The sequence below is a fragment of the Thermococcus piezophilus genome (assembly GCF_001647085.1).
GTDB classification, from domain to species: Archaea; Methanobacteriota_B; Thermococci; order Thermococcales; family Thermococcaceae; genus Thermococcus; species Thermococcus piezophilus.
Genome location: NZ_CP015520.1, coordinates 1,325,178 through 1,344,906, shown reverse-complemented (window position 1 = coordinate 1,344,906; position 19,729 = coordinate 1,325,178). Strand labels below are relative to the sequence as shown.

General features: G+C 52.5%; 17 protein-coding genes and 3 tRNA genes. 14 read left to right on the top strand and 6 right to left on the bottom strand.

Going from position 1 to position 19,729, the window contains the following annotated elements; genetic code table 11:
* Nucleotides 1–57: 57 nt before the first annotated feature.
* The 4 genes from glpK to A7C91_RS07355 all read left to right on the top strand — a co-directional run bounded on the left by glpK (nt 58) and on the right by A7C91_RS07355 (nt 4,701).
* A complete protein-coding gene (gene glpK, locus A7C91_RS07370; RefSeq protein WP_068666246.1) occupies nt 58–1,539 on the top strand; it encodes a glycerol kinase GlpK in 1,482 nt (493 codons plus the stop codon).
* A gap of 65 nt (nt 1,540–1,604) precedes the next feature.
* A complete protein-coding gene (locus tag A7C91_RS07365; protein WP_068667420.1) occupies nt 1,605–3,095 on the top strand; it encodes an NAD(P)/FAD-dependent oxidoreductase in 1,491 nt (496 codons plus the stop codon).
* Nucleotides 3,095–4,351: an NAD(P)/FAD-dependent oxidoreductase gene (locus A7C91_RS07360; protein WP_068666244.1), complete on the top strand. Its 1,257-nt coding sequence runs from the start codon at nt 3,095–3,097 to the stop codon at nt 4,349–4,351. The genes A7C91_RS07365 and A7C91_RS07360 overlap by 1 nt, the downstream gene beginning before the upstream one ends.
* Entirely contained in the window at nt 4,348–4,701 is a 354-nt protein-coding gene (locus A7C91_RS07355) for a DUF1667 domain-containing protein (protein WP_068666242.1), read from the top strand. The genes A7C91_RS07360 and A7C91_RS07355 overlap by 4 nt, the downstream gene beginning before the upstream one ends.
* Nucleotides 4,702–4,776: 75 nt before the next feature.
* Here A7C91_RS07355 and A7C91_RS07350 read toward each other — a convergent pair whose 3' ends face one another.
* Genes A7C91_RS07350 through A7C91_RS07335 form a run of 4 tightly spaced genes read right to left on the bottom strand, consistent with a single transcriptional unit; the run spans nt 4,777 to nt 7,229 of the window.
* Nucleotides 4,777–4,983 carry a hypothetical protein gene (locus tag A7C91_RS07350; protein WP_068666240.1) on the bottom strand — a complete coding sequence of 69 codons (207 nt, stop codon included), beginning with the start codon at nt 4,981–4,983 and terminating at the stop codon, nt 4,777–4,779.
* Nucleotides 4,976–5,683: a PrsW family intramembrane metalloprotease gene (locus A7C91_RS07345; protein WP_068666238.1), complete on the bottom strand. Its 708-nt coding sequence runs from the start codon at nt 5,681–5,683 to the stop codon at nt 4,976–4,978. Before A7C91_RS07345 ends, A7C91_RS07350 begins: the two co-directional genes overlap by 8 nt.
* A 45-nt stretch (nt 5,684–5,728) precedes the next feature.
* Entirely contained in the window at nt 5,729–6,499 is a 771-nt protein-coding gene (locus A7C91_RS07340) for a hypothetical protein (RefSeq protein ID WP_068666236.1), read from the bottom strand.
* Between the two features lie 49 nt (nt 6,500–6,548).
* The gene (locus tag A7C91_RS07335) at nt 6,549–7,229 is read right to left on the bottom strand and encodes a metallophosphoesterase (RefSeq protein ID WP_068666234.1); all 681 of its coding nucleotides are present in this window, start codon (nt 7,227–7,229) and stop codon (nt 6,549–6,551) included.
* A 100-nt stretch (nt 7,230–7,329) separates the two neighbouring features.
* Between A7C91_RS07335 and A7C91_RS07330 the strand changes: the two genes are divergently transcribed.
* Entirely contained in the window at nt 7,330–7,608 is a 279-nt protein-coding gene (locus A7C91_RS07330) for a hypothetical protein (RefSeq protein WP_068666232.1), read from the top strand.
* 1 nt (nt 7,609) lies between these two features.
* Here A7C91_RS07330 and A7C91_RS07325 read toward each other — a convergent pair whose 3' ends face one another.
* Entirely contained in the window at nt 7,610–8,290 is a 681-nt protein-coding gene (locus A7C91_RS07325) for an HAD family hydrolase (protein WP_068667417.1), read from the bottom strand.
* A gap of 87 nt (nt 8,291–8,377) precedes the next feature.
* On the opposite strand from A7C91_RS07325, the gene A7C91_RS11225 reads away from it, so the two are divergent.
* The 4 genes from A7C91_RS11225 to A7C91_RS07310 all read left to right on the top strand — a co-directional run bounded on the left by A7C91_RS11225 (nt 8,378) and on the right by A7C91_RS07310 (nt 12,092).
* Nucleotides 8,378–8,521, top strand: coding sequence for a hypothetical protein (locus tag A7C91_RS11225; RefSeq protein WP_234394334.1), 144 nt, complete (start codon nt 8,378–8,380; stop codon nt 8,519–8,521).
* Between the two features lie 214 nt (nt 8,522–8,735).
* Entirely contained in the window at nt 8,736–10,076 is a 1,341-nt protein-coding gene (gene gcvPA, locus A7C91_RS07320; protein ID WP_068666230.1) for an aminomethyl-transferring glycine dehydrogenase subunit GcvPA, read from the top strand.
* On the top strand, nt 10,077–11,582 hold the full coding sequence (gene gcvPB / locus A7C91_RS07315) for an aminomethyl-transferring glycine dehydrogenase subunit GcvPB (protein ID WP_068666228.1): 1,506 nt from the start codon (nt 10,077–10,079) through the stop codon (nt 11,580–11,582).
* A gap of 195 nt (nt 11,583–11,777) precedes the next feature.
* Nucleotides 11,778–12,092 (top strand): hypothetical protein, encoded by a 315-nt coding sequence (locus tag A7C91_RS07310; RefSeq protein WP_199920003.1) that lies wholly within the window; start codon nt 11,778–11,780, stop codon nt 12,090–12,092.
* A gap of 6 nt (nt 12,093–12,098) precedes the next feature.
* On the opposite strand, the gene A7C91_RS07305 is transcribed toward A7C91_RS07310, so the two are convergent.
* Nucleotides 12,099–12,175: transfer RNA gene (locus tag A7C91_RS07305), tRNA-Thr, on the bottom strand.
* A gap of 321 nt (nt 12,176–12,496) precedes the next feature.
* Between A7C91_RS07305 and A7C91_RS07300 the strand changes: the two genes are divergently transcribed.
* From A7C91_RS07300 to A7C91_RS07280, 5 genes are all read left to right on the top strand, one after another.
* Nucleotides 12,497–12,572: transfer RNA gene (locus tag A7C91_RS07300), tRNA-Asn, on the top strand.
* A gap of 5 nt (nt 12,573–12,577) precedes the next feature.
* Nucleotides 12,578–12,655 (top strand) — tRNA-Ile (locus A7C91_RS07295).
* Nucleotides 12,656–13,375: 720 nt separating this feature from the next.
* A complete protein-coding gene (locus tag A7C91_RS07290; protein WP_068666223.1) occupies nt 13,376–13,624 on the top strand; it encodes a DNA-directed RNA polymerase subunit H in 249 nt (82 codons plus the stop codon).
* 16 nt (nt 13,625–13,640) lie between these two features.
* Nucleotides 13,641–17,003, top strand: a complete 3,363-nt coding sequence (locus A7C91_RS07285; protein WP_068666221.1) for a DNA-directed RNA polymerase subunit B — start codon at nt 13,641–13,643, stop codon at nt 17,001–17,003.
* Between the two features lie 5 nt (nt 17,004–17,008).
* Entirely contained in the window at nt 17,009–19,726 is a 2,718-nt protein-coding gene (locus A7C91_RS07280; RefSeq protein ID WP_068666219.1) for a DNA-directed RNA polymerase subunit A', read from the top strand.
* Nucleotides 19,727–19,729 lie beyond the last annotated feature (3 nt).

Below are 19,729 nucleotides of genomic sequence, written 5' to 3'. Positions count from 1 at the left end.
TAACGACCGAAGCCCTAATATACCATCTTTTACTTTTCTCATTACTGGGGAACAAGGATGGACAGGTTCATTCTCTCACTCGATGAGGGAACTACCTCCTCAAGGGCGATAGTCTTTGATAAGGAAAGCAACGTCCTCGGCGTTGGCCAGTACGAGTTCCCCCAGCACTACCCAAAGCCCGGCTGGGTGGAGCACAACCCCGAGGAGATATGGGAAGCCCAGCTTAAGGCGATAAAAACCGCTCTTAGGAACGCCAAAATTACCCCAGAGCAGATAGCTGCAATAGGCATAACCAACCAGCGCGAAACTACGATCGTGTGGGACAAGAGCGGAAAGCCCATCTACAACGCCATAGTGTGGCAGTGCAGAAGAACGGCAGAGATGGTTGAGGAGATAAAGAGGGAACACGGAGATGTAATCAAGGAGAAGACCGGCCTCGTCCCGGATGCCTACTTCTCCGCCTCAAAGCTCAAGTGGCTCCTCGACAACGTTCCCGGGCTAAGGGGAAAGGCCGAGAAAGGGGAGGTTCTCTTCGGAACAGTCGATACTTTTCTCATCTACAAACTCACAGGCGAGCACGTTACCGATTACTCCAACGCCTCAAGGACGATGCTCTTCAACATCAAGAGGCTCGAATGGGATGACGAGCTCCTCGAAATCTTCGATATTCCCGAGGCCATCCTCCCGGAGGTTAAAGAATCGAGTGAGATTTATGGCTACACAAAGAGAGAACTCTTAGGCGCGGAGGTTCCAGTAAGTGGAGACGCTGGAGACCAGCAGGCTGCTTTATTTGGTCAGGCATGCTTTGAGGAGGGCATGGTTAAAGCCACCTACGGGACAGGCAACTTCATCCTGGCCAACACTGGAAGGATGCTCCTCTACTCAGACAACCTTCTGACGACAATAGCCTGGGGGCTTGATGGAAGGGTCACCTACGCCCTCGAAGGAAGCGTGTTCATAACTGGGGCAGCAGTTCAATGGCTCCGTGACGGGATTAGAATCATCAAAGATGCCGCCGAGACAGAGGAGATGGCCGAAAAGCTGGCCTCGAACGAGGGAGTCTACTTTGTCCCCGCTTTTGTGGGTCTTGGGGCACCGTACTGGGATCAGTTCGCGAGGGGACTGATAATCGGAATAACGCGGGGAACAGGAAGGGAGCACCTCGCGAGGGCCACGCTCGAGGCGATAGCCTATCTCACGCGCGATGTCGTTGATGAAATGGAAAAGCTGGTGCAGATTAAAGAGCTTCGCGTTGACGGAGGAGCCACGAGGAACAACTTTCTCATGAGGTTCCAGGCTGACATCCTCAACAAGCGTGTCATTAGACCCGTTGTACAAGAAACAACGGCCCTAGGTGCGGCATATTTGGCCGGTCTTGCCGTGGACTACTGGGGAGGGCTAAAGGAGATAAAGGAGCTCTGGAAGACCGAGAGGATTTTTGAACCGAATATGGACGAAGAAACGAGAAAAAGGCTATACGCTGGGTGGAAAGAGGCCGTCAGACGTTCGATAGGGTGGGCAAAGGTTGTCCAACTTTAGGTTTGGGAAAACCTTAAATCTTTGAATTTTCTTCCATTCAGAATATACTGGGAGGAGGAATCATGATGAAAACGAAGGTCGCCATTATCGGCGCCGGTATAAGCGGAGCAAGTATAGCGCGCGTTCTCAGCAGATACGAGAACCTCGAAGTGCATCTGATCGAAAAAGCCCCCGATGTGGGTTGGGGGGTCAGTAAAGCCAACACCGCTCTGATACACGGGGGCTACGACGATGACCCAAAGAAATATCCCATGAGAGCCAAGCTGTGCATCAAAGGCAACCGCTTGTGGCACGAGTGGGTTAAGGAGCTCCAGATACCTCACATCTGGAACGGAGCTTTGATAGTCGCCACCAAAGAGGAAGATTTTGACGAGCTCGAGAGGCTCATCGAGCGTGGAAGGGAGAACGGCATTCCAGAGATGAGGATAGTTGATAGAGATGAGCTGTTCCACCTTGAACCCGGCCTGACGAAAGAAGCAATTGGAGCCCTCTGGGTGCCGATAGTCGGACAGATAGGCCCTATTCCAGCGGTCATAGCCATTGTGGAGAACGCCGTTGCCAACGGGGTTAAAACACACCTTGAGACTGAAGTGAGAGGAATAAAAGTCGAGAATGGGGAAGTTAAGGGTGTCGAAACCAATAACGGGTTCATCGAGGCGGATATAGTCATCAACGCCGCTGGACTTTATGCCGATGAAGTAGCGCGCATGGCAGGGATAGATTACTTTGAGATACATCCAAGGAAGGGCGAATACTTCCTCTTTGATGATGCCATACCCGGGCCAAAGCGCGTTCTCTTCCCAACTCCAACACCGATAAGCAAGGGGATAGTGGTCACAACCGAGATAAGCGGTCATCTGATGATAGGGCCTAACGCCCAAGACCTGCCACCTGAGGAAAAAGAGGACCTCGCAACGACGAGGGGGGGTCTTGAGCAGGTCTGGGAAGGAGCTAAAAAGCTCTGGCCCAACCTTCCGCCGAAGTGGAAGGTCATCAGAACGTTCGCCGGCCTCAGACCAGAACCAACGGGTGGGGACTTCATAATAAAGGCCGAAGAGGAGGTCTGGGGCTTCATCAACGTGGCCGGAATACGCTCTCCGGGATTAACCAGCGCCCCAGCCATCGCCTACGAGGTGGCTGAGATAATTCAATGCGACCTCGGAGTAGGCTTGGTTGAAAAGACCAAGTGGAATCCCTACAGGAAGGAAATCACCCACTTCTTCATGCTCTCGCCGGCTCAAATAAACGAGCTCGTCAAGAAGAACCCCGCCTACGGAAAGGTGATCTGCAGATGCAACCATGTGAGCGAAGGTGACGTCCTCGAGGCCATAGAAAGGATGAAGTTCATAGGCGTGAAGATGCCGAGCGTCGATTCCGTCAAGTTCCGCACGAAGGCCACAACCGGAACCTGTCAGGGAAGCTTCTGCAGACCCAGGATAATCCAGCTCCTCGCAAAGGAGTACAACATCCCGCCGTGGAAGGTTACACTGAAAGGAAGCGGCAGCGAAATTGGAATAGGAGACGTCAAGGTCCTCGTGAGGGGGGATGAGGCGTGATGTCAGGACTTCACATAATCCAGTACGACGTTGTGGTTATTGGCGGTGGGCCGGCGGGCATGGCCGCAGCCGTTAAGGCCAAAGAACTTGGGTTAAATGTTCTCCTCCTCGACGACAATGAGTACCTCGGCGGGATACTCCCCCAGTGCATCCATCCAGGCTTTGGGATCCACTACTTCAAGGAAGAGCTGACCGGACCCGAGTTTGCATACCGCCTCACCAAGAGAGCCCTTGAGCTCGGCGTGGACTATTACACCGCCGCCAGAGTTCTGGAGATCAAAAACTACTCCGACATTGAGAAGGTCGTTATATTCAGCTCACCCAAAGGGGCCTTTGAGGTCTGGACAAAAACGATAATCTACGCCGCCGGAGCGAGGGAGAGGCATGCTTTTGAAATTGGGATTGTGGGAGATAGGGGCGCAGGAATCTACACCGCGGGAGAGGCTCAAACTCTAATGGACATCTACGGCATCATGCCCGGTAGGGAGATTGTTATAGTCGGTTCAGGCGACGTTGGCCTGATAATGGCGCGCCGCTTCGCCCTTGAGGGGGCCAATGTAAAGGCCGTCATTGAGCTGATGCCCTACCCGGGTGGACTCGCCAGGAACATCATGATACTCAAGGACTTCGATATACCCCTATACCTGAGCCACAAAGTCGTTGAGGTTAAGGGGAAGAACAGGGTGGAGCGCGTCAAGGTCATCAAAGTCGATGAGAACCTGAATGAGATACCCGGGACGGAGTTCTGGATCGAATGCGACACGGTGGTGATCTCAGCCGGCCTGATCCCGAGCGTAAAACTCCTCACGAACATCGGGGCCGAAATCGACCCAGCAACGGGTGGACCTATCGTCAACGACCTCTTTGAGACTACCATCCCGGGAATATTTGCCGCAGGCAACACGGTTCTCATCAACGATCTCGTCGACTATGTCGCAGAGCAGGGAGAACTGGCAGCCTATGGTGCAAAGCTCTTCATAGAGAACGGCGGGATACCCACAAAGCACTGGATCAAGCTGAGAAAGGGTGAAAATGTCAGGCTTCTCATCCCACACTACCTCAGTGGCGAGAGGGACGTTTTCATTTACGCCCGCGTTAAACGGCCGATGGAAAACGTGGAGGTCAGGTTCCCGGAGATAGGCAAGAGGCTCAGGCTGCCGATTGTTAAGCCCGCCGAGATGCTCAGGCTCAAGCTCAGGAAGGAAGATATCGCCAAAGCCAAGGACGAGATCACCATGGAGGTGGTGCCGCTATGACGAGCAGGGTCTACCTCTTCACGTGCATTGTCTGCCCCCTCGGATGTACCCTCGAGGTCGAAATGGACGGGGACAAAATCAAAGAAGTAAAAGGGTACACCTGTCCTAAGGGAAGAGAATGGGCCATTGAGGAAGTTATGAACCCCAAGAGAGTCGTTATGAGCGTTATCAAAGTCAGGAACGGTAAACTGCCAACGGTAAGCGTTAAGACCGCCGAGCCAGTTCCAAAAGCCAAAATACCTGAGCTGATGAAGTTTCTGGCAAAGCTCGAGGTAGAGGGGCCGATTCGAGTTGGACAGACTATATTGGAGTTTGAAGGAATAAAAATAGTGGCCACGAGGGAAACTTAACTCCCTTCTCTTTTCGCTTATCTGCCCTTTGCCAAAGCTTTAGGTGCCCCAGCTCTAAAATGGAGAAGAGAAAAATCAAAGCACCTCGAACTTCTGTAGGAATATCCTGAGGTCGGTCTTGAAGGGTTCTTCAGCGCGGTTTATCTCCGCGTTCAAGAGTTCAATGAAATTTTCCTCGGTGGTTGCCTCCTCCCAGAGCGTTTCAACGAGTTCTTTGAGCCTGTCGTAGTATTCAATGTAAGGTCTCACCTCGAAGAGGACCTCCTCAAGTTTGCTACTCATAGTTATCCCTCCTGAACCAGTAATACCATCTCCTGCTTGCGTCCTCTGCTTGCCCCGCTATGAGGAAGTAACGCAGTATTGCGAGGTTTATAAGGATGAAGAGGATCAGCATCACGTTGTACTGGGGGATCGAGGCGCTCAAGAAGGCGTAATAATCCCAGATGAAGTGCATGATGATAGCGAGGAGGAAGAATGGAGCCACCGAAGAGGTTCTGCCATCGGCTTTCATGCCGTAGCCGACGCCGATTATGGCGCTCCATGCCCCGTGGGCGATTGGGGTTAGAAAGGCCCTCGTAATGGTCACCGCGACACCGTATCCAAACCCGTACAGGAAGTTCTCAGTGGCGGCAAAACCTAAACCTGCAGCGACGCCATAAACTAACCCGTCCATTATGCCGTCCATCTGGCCGGCCTTGAATGGCCACCTAATCGCCAGGGCTTTGGCCGGCTCTTCCACGATGCCTGCGACGAGGGCTACATAGAAGGCAGTCGTTGGAAGTATTGGCTCCACTCTGCCGCCGATAGTAAGAAACATCTCCAGGATGTACGCTATTCCAACGGAGAGGGTTCCCCCAAGGATAAATGTGCCTATAACGTATTTTTTAGGCTCTGGCTCAAACTTGTCCGCGTGATAGAAGTACCACAGCATCACAAGGGCCGGGGCATATGCGAAGAACACGAGTATACTCAACACGTCCATAGCAGGGCTCACCAGAAAGAAGTGGGAAATTTGAAAATTTAAAGGTTAGCATTGAGCGAGAAGCTTTTCGAGGTCTATTCCCTGTTCTTTGAGATACTGAACGAGACCCTCCGGGGGCTCCACATTGGCGCTGTTGACGTTCATAATCTCGATGGTTATCACATCGACCCATTTCTCGTTGCCTCTGGTGTAGTAGGCAGTCTGCTTGATCTCGACGGGTATGAGCTTCTTGGTTACTTTAACCTCTAGTTGACCCCTGTAAACGTCCATATTTTCGGTGCCAACCTCAAAGGTTCCTCCAGTTAAGTTTGCGCTGATAATGTAGTAGTCCCCTTCGTTCTCCACCTGCACTCCCGGAAGGGTCAGGACTTTCCAGACGTTGTCGAGTATCGAGGTGGTAAGGTTCGGCCCCTGTCCCGGCCCATAGCAGCTTGCCTCCCACACAACGGTCCCGTTCCTGTCGGTTAGGGTTGCATAGCCAGTGGCAGTGGTGTAGTAGTAGGTCTTGTAGTAAACCGGCCCCTTCAGGGTGCCGTTAGATACCGTAACCGTTGATTTTATCCCCCTCTCAAAATCAATTGCCCCGGTGGTCTTAAGCTGAAACGCCAGCTTAGTGCCGTTGTAGCTGTCAACAGTCATCGTGTATTCGTAGCTTTTCAAACTCTTCACGGCGTTCTCCAGGTCCTGAGCGGTGAACGGGAGGTTCGGGGGTGCCGTAGTAGTGGATGGAGTAGTTGTGCTCGTTCCTTCAGAGGAGATACACCCCGCACTCAGTACCATTAGAGCAAGGAGGATTCCGAGGTAGAACTTCCTCATTCCATCACCTAGGGTAGGTTCCGTTCTGAGTATTAAAAGGTTAGTATCACTACATCCTCCCGAGAATTTCCACCAATTTCCCCAGGGTTCCGAAGTCAAGGAACTCATCCCCAAGGGGCACGAGAACCCTTAATGTGCTCACGTCATGGGCCCTGAGGAATGGGGAGAGTATCTCCCTCAGGACGTCGTTGCCATAGGCCCAGGGACTGAAAGCCGGGAGAACTACCAAGTCCTCGCCAAGAAGGAAGGCAGGAACCTTAACAATGGCCCCAACTTCGTCGCGGAGCCGTATCGACGGGTGCTCGTGGCCGATTATGAAGCGCTCACCTTCAACGAGTTTGTGCCCGTGAGCAAGCATCCAGCCGTGGAGCTCAAGCTCATCGAGGATTTCAACCCCCAGCTCCCTTAGCCATAGGGTTCCTACGTCGTGGTTGCCCTTTACTAGGATTAGCTCATCAACGAGAGGTGCTACCTCCCCCACGAAGGCCTCAAGCTCTTCACGTTCGCGCCACTCTGGAATGAATGAGTGCTTCAAATCCCCATTGATGATGAGCCTTTTTGGTCTTTCCCTCTCAAGCAGGGATCTCAGCCTTCTCACGACTTCGTGGAATATCCTCGGCAGGTAAAATCCTTCCCTCGCCATGCTGACCTCATAGCCGAGGTGTATGTCGGCAACTATGACGGCATCCCCAAGCTTCAGCGCCTTGTCCGGGAGGGGCTCTGGCCTCATGGTGGGAAATTATGAAGCCAACGCTTTTAAAACTAACGAATATTGTTAGACGAACCAAAAAAGTTTTAAGTTCCAACCCGAAGCGTATATTGGTGAGAGCATGCCGTTCATTGGGTTTGTGAAGAGCAATTACGGGCCGGCCGAGACGTATAAGAGGATACTAGATGAACTGCAAAGGAGGGGCTTTGAGGTGAGGTTTTCCAAGCACCACTGGATGGGAGATGCGCCATTCGGTCTCGTCATCGCGGAGACGAACAGGGGAGAGGTTGCCATCAGGTGGAATCTCGGAAAGGTCTTCGAGCTTAGGCTTGAAGAGGTAGAGAAGGAGGACGTAGACGAGTTCGTGGAAGACACCATGGAGTACCTCAGCGGCGACTGAGCTACTTCAGGCTGCGTTCTTGTTTTACCCGTTCTATCACGTCAAACAGACTCCAGAGATCCCTTATCACGTGGAGATGATGGATCAGCACGAGCTTCGCCCGATCTTTTTCCACGAACTTCGCCGTGGGTGGGAAGTAGTACCATACGTATTCGGTGTTGGTGTCCCCGTGTCCAATGAAGCGCCAAGGCTTGTCATCGACCCAGATAAAAATTTCATCTCCATATTTTTTCCGAATCAGTTTGAATGCCTCGTCTATCGTTAGATCCCTTCCAAATACAATAACATCGTCAAAGAGGTCGTATATGCCGAGGGTCTTTAGCCTTTTCACCTTCATCCCGTCTATGAAGTCCTCCGCTGAGAAGGAGATTACAATGTGGCCCTCCTCCTTGAGCCTTCTAAGTAGCTCGGGAGAGTCATCCAGCGGTCTAGTAAGCTTAGCTCTCTCCTCAAACCACGTCTCCATGAACTTCGTCCTAAGGAAGAAGGGAGGCTTTGATTTCTTTTTGTGACTCCCAAAGATGGGTCTCTCAAAGTACATCTCGATTCTGGCGAGCACCTTTGCCCAGAATCCTTTGAATGGAAGCCAACGGTAGCGCTTCTCCAGTGCACGCTTAAAGGCCTCCTCAATGCACGAGTAAGTATCCGCGAGCGTTCCGTCGAAATCAAAGGCAATTATCACCATTCTCCCCCCGCCAGAATGAAGGCCTCACGGCCTTTAAGCTTTTTCTCATAGTGGTACTTCATCGAACTCCACGCTGACTTCGATGTGAATGCCCCAAGCGGCTTCAAGACCCTCGACGACAGAACCTACAGCAACGTCCAGTGGGCCGTCTACGAGAGCATGCAGTACACCATCAGGCTCGTCGCAGGCCTCATGGAGAAGTTCTTCGAGGATGTTGGTCTTTTGTGATGCTCACGTCTTTTTTAGCCCCCAGTTTTTACAACTCGAATGCTTAATTAACCGGGGTTTAGAGTATAAATTCAAAGGGCAACCTCAAAATTTTCGGTTTAATCTCCGATGGTCAGTGGATATTTCTTTATTCTGCCTCCCGTTTGAAACACAAAGCATATAATCCGCCGAACCTATCTTCCACAACTGTCTTAAAGCTCAGAAGGTGGTAGGCATGGGAAGGCACTACCTGCCGAACTCTGCTCACAGAAATGAAATGCTCAAGGATATGGGCTTCAGCTCAATCGAAGACCTCTTCTCGGATGTTCCCAAGGGCATGGTCAAGAAGTTCAATCTTCCAGAAGGCAAGAGCGAGTACGAGGTCTTCTTTGAGATGAATGAAGCTCTCTCAAAGAATAAGACCGTCCTTGAGATGCCAAGCTTTCTTGGAGCGGGAACGTATTTCCACTACATCCCGGCCCACGTAAAATACCTCATCGAGAGGAGCGAGTTTCTGACAGCTTACACCCCCTACCAGCCGGAGATAAGCCAGGGCATGCTCCAGGCGCTCTTCGAATACCAGAGCCTTATCGGAGAACTTGTCGGCCTTCCGATAGTTAACTCCTCGATGTACGATTGGGGAACGGCTATGGCAGAGGCGGCTCTAATGAGTGCGAGGGTTACAAGGAGGAACAAATTCGTCGTTCCGAGGAATATAAGCCCAGAGAAGAAGATGGTTCTCCATACATACGTATTCGGTGCGGGCATAGAGATAGAGTACGTCGATTGGAACGAGAACGGCCAGATCGACCTTGAGAAGCTCAAAGAAAAGGTCGAGGGGGCGGCCGGAGTTTACGTCGAGATGCCCAACTTCTTCGGACTCATAGAAGAGGAAATCCAGGCGGTGGGAGAGATAGCCCACGATGCCAAGGCCCTCTTTGTCGTAGGCGTTGACCCAACGATACTCGGAATAGTAGAGGCCCCCGGAGAGCTCGGGGCTGATATAGTGGTGGGTGAGGCAGCTTACTTCGGAAACCCAATGAACTTCGGCGGGCCGAGGGCAGGTATATTCGCCATTAGAGATGACAAAAAGCTCATCCGCCAGATGCCGGGAAGGATAATCGGAATGACGAAGGATGCAGACGGGAAGAGGGCCTTCGTGATGACTCTCCAGACGAGGGAGCAGCACATCAGAAGGGCAAAGGCAACCTCCAACATCTGTTCAAACGAGGCATTAGTGGCCGTTGCTGCCGCGATACACCTGGCAACCCTGGGGCCGAAGGGCCTTAGGGAGCTCGGCGAAACGATACTCAGGAACACAGCCTACTTCAAGAAGCGCATAGGCGAAGTTGCCGAGGTAGTCTTCGAGGGAATAAACTTCAAGGACGTACCCGTTCGCTTTGAGAGACCCTATCCGGAGATACACGAGGCCCTGCTCGCTAAGAACATTCACGGCGGCTATTATCTCAAGCCCCACTTCCAGGAGCTCGGCGAGAGCGCGCTGTTTGCGGTAACCGAGACGACGAGAACGGAGTGGGTTGGTGCCCTCATCGAGGTCCTGAGGGAGGTGGCCTGAATGTTCAGGCAGGCTAAATGGGATGAACCGCTCATCTTCGAGCTCTCCCGTCCGGGTAGGATTGGGTACACGCTTCCAAAACCGATAGAGGATATTGAAGTTCAAATCCCTGAAAAGCTCAGGAGAAAAAGGCTTGACCTTCCAGAGCTGAGCGAGCCCGAGGTGGTCAAGCACTACACCAGACTAAGTGAGATGAATTACGGCGTTGACAGCGGTATCTACCCTCTCGGCTCGTGCACGATGAAGTATAATCCAAAGATAAATGAAGAAGTTGCCGGACATCCGGGAGTCGCCTACATTCACCCATATCAGGACGAAAGGACTGTGCAGGGAGCACTAAAAATCATGTGGGAGCTGGAGCAGTGGTTAAGGGAAATCACTGGAATGGATCGCTTCACCCTCCAGCCGGCCGCCGGAGCCAACGGCGAGTTTACCGGAGTCATGATCATCAGGGCCTACCACCTCGACCGCGGTGAGACCCAGAGGAAGGAGATGCTCGTTCCAGACTCAGCTCACGGAACCAATCCTGCCTCAGCCGCCATGGCAGGTTTCAAAGTCATCGAGATTCCATCCAATGATAATGGAACTGTGGATTTGGAGGCCCTCGAAAATGCCGTGAGCGAGAAAACAGCTGGATTAATGCTCACCAACCCCAACACCCTCGGAATCTTCGAAGACGAGATTGGTGAGATAGCGAAGATAGTCCACAAGGCCGGAGGCCTGCTCTACTACGATGGAGCCAATCTCAATGCGGTCCTCGGAAAGATAAGACCCGGTGATATGGGCTTCGATGTGGTGCACCTAAACCTCCACAAGACCTTTTCGACGCCACACGGCGGCGGCGGGCCCGGAAGTGGCCCAGTTGGTGTTAAGGACTCCCTGAAGGACTACCTGCCCGTTCCGTTGGTTGGCTACGACGAGAAGACTGGAAGGTACTACCTCGACTACGACGTGCCCAAGAGCATAGGCAAGGTCAAGGAGCTCTACGGCAATTTCGCGGTCATCGTCAGGGCGCTGACATACCTTAAGATAATGGGCAGGGACGGGCTGAAGGAAGCCAGCGAAATAGCGGTTCTCAACGCCAACTACCTCACACAGAAGCTCAAGGGAACAAGGGGTTATGAATTACCACACAAGGAGCTCAGGAAGCATGAGGTCGTCTTCAGTGCCGAGCCGATGAAGAAGGAAACGGGAGTTAAGGCTCTCGACATTGCCAAGCGCCTGCTCGACTTCGGCCTGCATGCACCGACGATATACTTCCCGCTGATTGTCCATGAGGCCCTGATGATAGAGCCAACGGAAACCGTCAGCAAGGAGGAGCTCGACGCCTACATTGAGGCGCTCAAGCGGATAGGTGAGGAAGCATACAACAACCCCGAACTCGTGAAGAGCGCACCACACAATACGGCAGTCAAGCGCGTTGATGATGTCCTCGCTGCGAAGAGACCAATAATTACCTGGCGCATGTACAAGGAGCTGAAGGAGAGGGGAGAGGTCGATATTTGAACTCTTTTTACTCTCTTTTCCGAGCTTCAAATCTGTCTGTTTTTCTGTTAGGCAGTTCAATGCGTTTTTAGGTTTGGATTATAGGTTCTTGGAGATTTTCATCCTTAGCACAGTTCTATGTAAGCCCTGATTTCTCTGGAACGTTCGTTCCACGGGAGTCCTAATAAATATGTAACAAAAAACTTACACGTGGGGATGAAGATGGTGGAGGCTGTAGAAAAGTCTGGGCTCGTCCACTATGGTGAGGTTGTTGAGGAGTTTGAAGTCCCTGTCAGGGGGTTCCTCTTCAAGGGTGGAAAGCTTGAGGGCGTCTATATCAAAGGTGGCATAATTCCCGTGACGGTAGAGCTGCCAAAGGACATTAACGAAGCTATATTAAGGGGAAAGACACAGAAAAAGCTCCTCATAAGGGACGTCAGGTACAAAGGCAAAGGAACAATTGAGGTCTACATCCAGGACGGCTACAGGGTATGGCCGATTCACGAGATGGATTTTGAAGAGCCAAGCTGAGAGTTGTGGAGCCCCGGGCGGGATTTGAACCCGCGACCGGCGGATTACAAGTCCGCCGCCCCGCCAGGCTAGGCTACCGGGGCACGGTTTAATGGCTGTAAGATAGGAATATAAAGTTTTCGACATCGAATCTCACGGGAGTATTGGAACCTTTTATACAAATTCCATCGGCGGTTGAATTCACGAGTGATAATCGCCCCAATATACAATATCTGATGCAAGAGCTCGTCTGAGTTAACAATAGGCAGAAATACCATATTTTGCCCGTTCTAGATTCCTTTTGTCCAGATGGGTAAAATAATCTGTGGAAATCCCTGAAATCTTGTGAGGGTATTACCCCAGCATGCATGGAAGGGCCACCGTAATCTTTATAAATCCACCCTGTATTCCCTACATTGGGTTGTGCCGCCGTAGCTTAGACGGTAGAGCGCTGGACTGTTAATCCAGTGGTCCCCGGTTCGAATCCGGGCGGCGGCGCCAGCAATGGGCCCGTAGCTCAGCCTGGTCAGAGCGCGCGGCTCATAACCGCGTGGTCGGGGGTTCAAAGCCCCCCGGGCCCACCAGTTCTACAAACTTTGCCTTCGCGAAGTTTGATCAAGGTTCGTATGTCCCTTCTAAAACTCGCTGTTTTGGGGTTTCTCATTGTCAACTTCAGTGTTATGAGGTTTTACTTCCCAGACGCTCTTCGAGCACCAAAAAATTAGGAAACTTCTTCAAGAGTGCTGAATCTATAATGAAACCCACCTCCAACAAGCCAACTCTCGAAGACATACAAACTCATTCTGGCTTTTTTGAAGAAAGTTAATCTCTGATCAAACTTTGCCCCGCAAAGTTTGTTTACAGCAAAGGTTGCCGCGGAAAAAGCCTCAAAATCGTCGAACATCCGAATATACGTTCAATACAGGCGTCTTTTTTGTCCGAATTCCGACGGATTTTTGGCCCATATATCTGTTAAATGTTGCAAACATTCCGGTTCGGTTCTGACATTATGACAATATGTATGGAGTTTATAGGTTATAATTACATCCAATTTGCGAGAACTTCCGATTTTCTACCAGGTTTGAATCCCGAACCTACGCTGAGACTTTTTAAGCTTTTCTCAGTATCGGTGAACATACTAGTACACCAAAGCCGCTTTTCGGCGCGAAAAACGGTTCTTAAACTTTTCGTAACCGATATAAACCCCTACGGTCGAGTTATCACTCGAAAAGCTTATATACCGAAACCCACAGTGGGGAGGTAGTGGTAACCATTCTATAAAAACGTTAAGGGGGCAATTCTCGGTGGCGGCGAAAAAAGAGTTTGATATATTTGCTCATGAGCTGGTTCCCGAGCACAGAATCCTCAGCGAAGAAGAGAAAGAGGAGCTTCTCAAGAAATACCGGATTAGACTTTCACAGCTTCCTCAGATCAAGGCTTCAGACCCTGTGGTCGTTGCGCTCGGCGCAAAGCCTGGAGACGTTCTTGAAATCAAAAGGAAGAGTCCAACGGCGGGCTACTATTACTACTACCGCCTTGTGGTGGAGGACTGATTCTTGAGGTGAGAGCATGAGAGGACCAACCGTTGTAGATGTTACTCCCGACGATCTTTGGCTCGTTATGGAGGCTTACTGGAAGGAGAAGGGGCTCGTCAGACAGCACCTTGACTCTTACAATGCATTTATTGACTACGGAATGCAGAAGGTCATCGACGAGTTCGGCGGCATAAAACCCGACATACCAGATTTTGAGGTGAAGTTTGGGAAGGTCCGCCTCGGTGAGCCCGAGTTCCAAGAAGCCCAGGGACAGAGGAAGCCCCTCTACCCCATGGACACAAGGATTAGAAACTTGACGTACTCCGCACCGCTCTACCTTGAACTCATTCCGGTTATAAACGGCATCGAGCAGGAGCCAGTCGAGGTCAGAATTGGAGAGCTCCCAATAATGCTTAAATCGAAGGCCTGCAGGCTCTACGGCCTCAGTGACGAGGAGCTCATCAAGCTCGGCGAAGACCCGAAAGACCCCGGAGGATACTTCATCATCAATGGATCCGAGAGGGTTATCGTTTCTATCGAGGATCTGGCACCTAACAAGACACTCGTCGAGAAAGATGAAAGACAGAACAGGATTATTGCCAAGTGTTTCTCCTACAGGCACGGTTATAGAGCGCTCATTACCGTTGAGAGAAGAAAGGATGGTATTCTTTATGTAAACATTCCCAACGTTCCGAGGCCTGTCAAGTTCGTCTACGTCATGCGCGCCCTCGGTCTGGAGAGCGATAAGGAGATAGTTGAAGCAGTCAGCGACGACCCGAGGATACAGCAGGTTCTCTTCGACAACCTTGAGGATGCGAGCGACATCCAGAGAATGGAGGAAGCGCTCGACTACATCGGTAAGCTCGCTCTGCCTGGCCAACCCAAGGAGTACAGGCTCCGCAGGGCCGAGCACATCATCGACAACAACCTCCTGCCGCACATGGGCGTCGAGGAGAATGACAGGAAAGCAAAAGCATACTACCTCGGCATGATGGCCCTCAAGGTTCTCGAGCTTTCCCTCGGCCTCCGTGGCGAGGACGACAAGGACCACTACGCCAACAAGAGGCTCAAGCTTGCTGGAGACCTCCTTAAGGATCTGTTCCGCGTTGCCTTCGGCCAGCTCGTCAAGGACATGCAGTACCAGATGACTAAGACTTACCAGAGGAAGGGCGAGCGCTACACCTTCGAGAACATACAGAGGTTCGTAAGAAACTCGATAAGACCCGACGTCCTCAGCGAGAGAATTGAGCATGCCCTCGCGACCGGTGCATGGCCGGGAGGAAGAACCGGTGTGAGCCAGCTTCTCGATAGAACCAACTATATGTCCACCCTTTCTCACCTCAGGCGTGTCACTTCTCCGCTCAGCAGGGATCAGCCACACTTCGAGGCCCGCGATCTGCATGGAACCCACTGGGGCAGGATCTGTCCGACGGAAACGCCAGAAGGTCCGAACTGTGGTCTCGTCAAGAACCTGGCTTTGATGGCCCAGATAACCACCGGCATTTCTGAGGAGGAAGTTAGGGAGTACCTGAGCAAACTCGGAGTTGTTCCAATAGAGGAGAGGAGGCCAAGTCCCGAGCTCTGGCGTGTATACCTCAACGGCGTTCTCATCGGAACTGCCGAAGATGGAGAGAGCCTTGTCAAGAGGATAAGGGCAGACAGAAGGAGCGGAAGGATAAGCGACGTCATCAACGTAGCTATCTACCAGGACGAAGAAGTGAAGGAAATCTATGTCAACAGCGACGACGGTAGGGTTAGGAGACCTCTCATCATAGTCGAGAACGGCCAGCCAAAGCTCACCCGCGAGCATGTGGAGGGCATAAAGAACGGAACGCTCACCTGGAGTGATCTCATCAAGATGGGTGTCATTGAGTATCTCGACGCCGAGGAAGAGGAGAACGCCTACGTTGCAACATGGCCGTGGGAGGTTACCGAGGAGCACACCCACCTCGAGCTGATGCCGGCAGCGATACTCGGTATCCCAGCGTCGCTTGTTCCTTACCCTGAGCACAACGCCGCACCGCGTAACACCTATGGTGCCGGTATGGCCAAGCAGAGCCTCGGTCTCGGCTGGGCCAACTTCAGGATTCGTGTTGACACCCGCGGTCACTTCATGCACTATCCACAGGTTCCGCTAGTCAACTCAAGGATAATGAAGGCCGTCGGTTTCGAGGAGAGGCCAGCAGGTCAGAACTTCGTCGTTGCTGTGCTCAGCTACCAGGGATACAACATGGAGGATGCAATCATAATGAACAAGGCCTCCATTGAAAGGGGACTCGCGAGGAGTACCTTCTTCAGAACCTACGAAGCTGAGGAGAAGCGCTACCTCGGTGGTCAGACCGATCGCTTCGAGGTTCCGGATCCGACCATACAGGGCTATCTTGGTGAGAAGTACTACAGGCACCTCGATGAGGACGGTATAATCTTCCCAGAGTCAAAGGTCGAAGGTAAGGACGTTCTCGTTGGAAGGACTTCCCCGCCGAGGTTCCTTGAGGAGCAGAGCGGTCTTGGTGGCATAATCCTCCAGGAGAGGAGGGAAACCAGCGTTGCCGTGAGGCCGAGCGAGAAGGGTATCGTTGATAAAGTCATAATCACTGAGACCGGCGACGGAACCAAGCTAGTCAAGGTTACCGTCAGGGACCTTAGGATTCCTGAGTTCGGAGATAAGTTCGCATCAAGACACGGTCAGAAGGGTGTTATCGGCCTCATCGTCCCGCAGGAGGACATGCCCTGGACCGAGAGCGGAATCGTTCCTGATTTAATCGTCAACCCGCACGGTATTCCGAGCCGTATGACCGTTGGACAGCTTATAGAAGCAATAGGCGGAAAGGTGGCTTCACTCAAGGGCAGGCGTGTTGACGGTACAGCCTTCATTGGTGAGCCGGAGGAGAAGCTCAGGAAGGAGCTGGAGGAGCTCGGCTTCAAGCACAGCGGAAGAGAAGTCATGTACGACGGCATAACTGGAAGAAGATTAGAAGCTGACATATTCGTCGGTGTCATCTACTACCAGAGGCTCCACCACATGGTCGCTGACAAGATGCACGCGAGGAGCAGGGGTCCAGTGCAAGTTCTCACTAAACAGCCGACCGAGGGTAGGGCCAGAGAAGGTGGTCTCAGGTTCGGTGAGATGGAGCGTGACGTCCTCATCGGTCACGGCGCTGCAATGCTGCTCATAGAGCGTCTCCTCGAGGAGAGCGACAAGACAGAGGTATGGGTCTGTGAAAACTGTGGTCACTTAGCGCTGGAAGACAAGCGTCGCGGTAAGGTCTACTGCCCGGTCTGTGGAGAGGAGGAAAGAATAAGCAAGGTGGAGATGAGCTACGCCTTCAAGCTGCTGCTGGACGAGCTGAAGGCGATGGGAATAAGGCCATCTCTCAATATCGTTGACAGGGTGTGAGAACCATGCAGTCTATGAAGAAAGTTATCGGAAGTATCGAGTTCGGTATCCTCTCACCACAGGAAATCAGAAAGATGAGTGCGGCCGAGATCACCGTCCCAGACACCTACGACGATGACGGTTATCCAATTGAAGGAGGTCTAATGGACAAAAGACTTGGTGTCATTGACCCGGGACTGAGATGTGAGACCTGTGGAGCTAGGGCAGGAGACTGTCCGGGCCACTTTGGCCACGTTGAGCTCGCCAGGCCGATAATCCACGTCGGCTTTGCTAAGACCATCCACCGCGTGCTGGAAAGTACCTGCCGCGAGTGTGGTAGGATAAAGCTCACCGACGAAGAAATAGAGGAGTACTTGAGAAAGTTCGAGGTCATGAACGACAGGAAGAAGGCCAAGGACAGGCTCATCAAGGAGATACACAAGAAGGCCAAAGAAAGGATGGTCTGCCCGCACTGTGGTGCCCCGCAGTTCCCGATCAAGTTCGAGAGGCCAACCATTTACTGGGAGTCCAGGAAGGACGAGGAGGGCAACGAGTACAGGCACAGAATGATGCCGAGCGAAGTCAGGGACAGGCTTGAAAAGATACCCGACAAAGACCTCCCGCTCCTTGGACTCCACCCCGAGAAGGCTAGACCAGAGTGGATGGTCCTCACAGTCCTTCCGGTTCCGCCGGTCACCATGAGACCGTCCATCACCCTCGAGAGCGGCATTAGGGCGGAGGACGACCTCACCCACAAGCTCGTTGACATCATCAGGATCAACAACAGGCTCAAGAGCAACATCGAGGCTGGTGCACCGCAGCTCATCATCGAAGACCTCTGGGACCTCCTCCAGTACCACGTAACGACCTACATCAACAACGAGACCTCCGGAATTCCGCCGGCCAAGCATAAGAGCGGAAGGCCCCTCAAGACCCTTGCCCAGCGTTTGAAGGGTAAGGAAGGAAGATTCAGGGGCAACCTCAGCGGTAAGCGTGTTAACTTCTCAGCCCGTACGGTCATCAGTCCCGACCCAATGATAAGCATCAACGAGGTCGGCGTTCCAATAGCCATAGCCATGGAGCTCACCGTTCCTGAGAAAGTTACGGAGTTCAACTACAAGGGGCTCAAGAAGATGGTCCTCAACGGGCCCGAGAAGTATCCGGGAGCTAACTACGTCATAGACCCCGAGGGAAGAAGAATCAGGCTCATGGAGAACAACCTCGAGCTCATCGCTGAGAAACTCGACATAGGCTGGACGGTTGAGAGGCACCTCCTCGATGGAGATATAGTTCTCTTCAACAGGCAACCGTCCCTTCACAGGATGTCCATTATGGCCCACCGCGTTAGGGTGATGCCCTACAGAACCTTCAGGCTCAACCTGGCCGTCTGTCCGCCCTACAACGCTGACTTCGACGGTGACGAGATGAACCTCCACGTGCCGCAGACCGAGGAGGCCCAAGCGGAAGCCAAGGTACTCATGGAGGTCCAGAACCACATAATCTCGCCGAGGTACGGTGGGCCGCTCATCGCTGGAATACAGGACCACATCTCCGGCGGTTACCTACTGACGTACGAAGGGGCATACTTCACCCGCTCAGAGATTGAGCAGATGCTCATGTTCGCAGGAGTGGACATAGACAGGCTCCCAGAACCAGACAAGATTGAGAACGGCGTTGAGCTCTGGAGTGGGAAGACCATATTCTCGCTCATACTGCCTGAAGACTTGACCATCTGGTACAGGAACAAGCTCTGCGACGACCCCGAGCGCTGTGAGGCTCTTGAAAAGCTCATCGAGGAGAAGCTCATCCCAGATGAGGAGGAAGTCAGAAAGCTTGCCTACGACGGCTTCACCTACATCCTCAATGGGAAGCTCCTAAGCGGTGCAATAGACAAGAAGGCCTACGGTAGAGAAGATGGAAGGATACTTGACATCATCGTGAGGGAGTACGGCGTTGATAGAGCGAGGCAGTTCCTCGACCAGGTTACCAAGCTTGCCATATGGGTCATTACCCACAAGGGCTTCACTACTGCCATAGACGACGAAGACCTCCCGAGCGAAGCCCTCGACAGGATCAAGGAGATAATCCGCGAGGCGGAGGAGAGGGTTAACGGGCTCATTGATGCATACAAGAACGGCGAGCTTGAACCGCTCCCAGGTAAGACCCTTGAGGAGACCCTCGAGAGCAACATCATGGCGGTTTTGGCTGAAGCGCGTGACAACGCAGGTAAAGTCGCTGAGAATTACCTCGGTATGACCAACCACGCGGTCATCATGGCTAAGACGGGTGCGAGGGGTAAGATGCTCAACATTACCCAGATGGCGGCAATGCTTGGTCAGCAGTCCATTCGTGGTAGGCGTCTCTACCGCGGCTACCGCGGAAGGGTTCTGACTCACTTCAGGCAGGGTGACCTGGGAGCCAGGGCTAGGGGATTCGTCGTCAACTCCTACAAGAGCGGACTAACGCCGCAGGAGTACTTCTTCCACGCAATGGGTGGTAGGGAAGGTCTCGTCGATACTGCAGTCAGGACTGCCCAGAGCGGTTACATGCAGCGCCGTTTGATCAACGCTCTTCAAGACCTCAAGGTTGACTACGACGGAACGGTCAGAGACCCAACGGGAATCATCGTCCAGTTCAAGTACGGCGAGGACGGCGTTGACCCGATGAGGAGCTGGCAGGGCAAGACTGTGGAGGTAGATAGGGTTATAATGAGAACCCTGCTCAAGGTCAGGGGTAAGGGGTGAGAG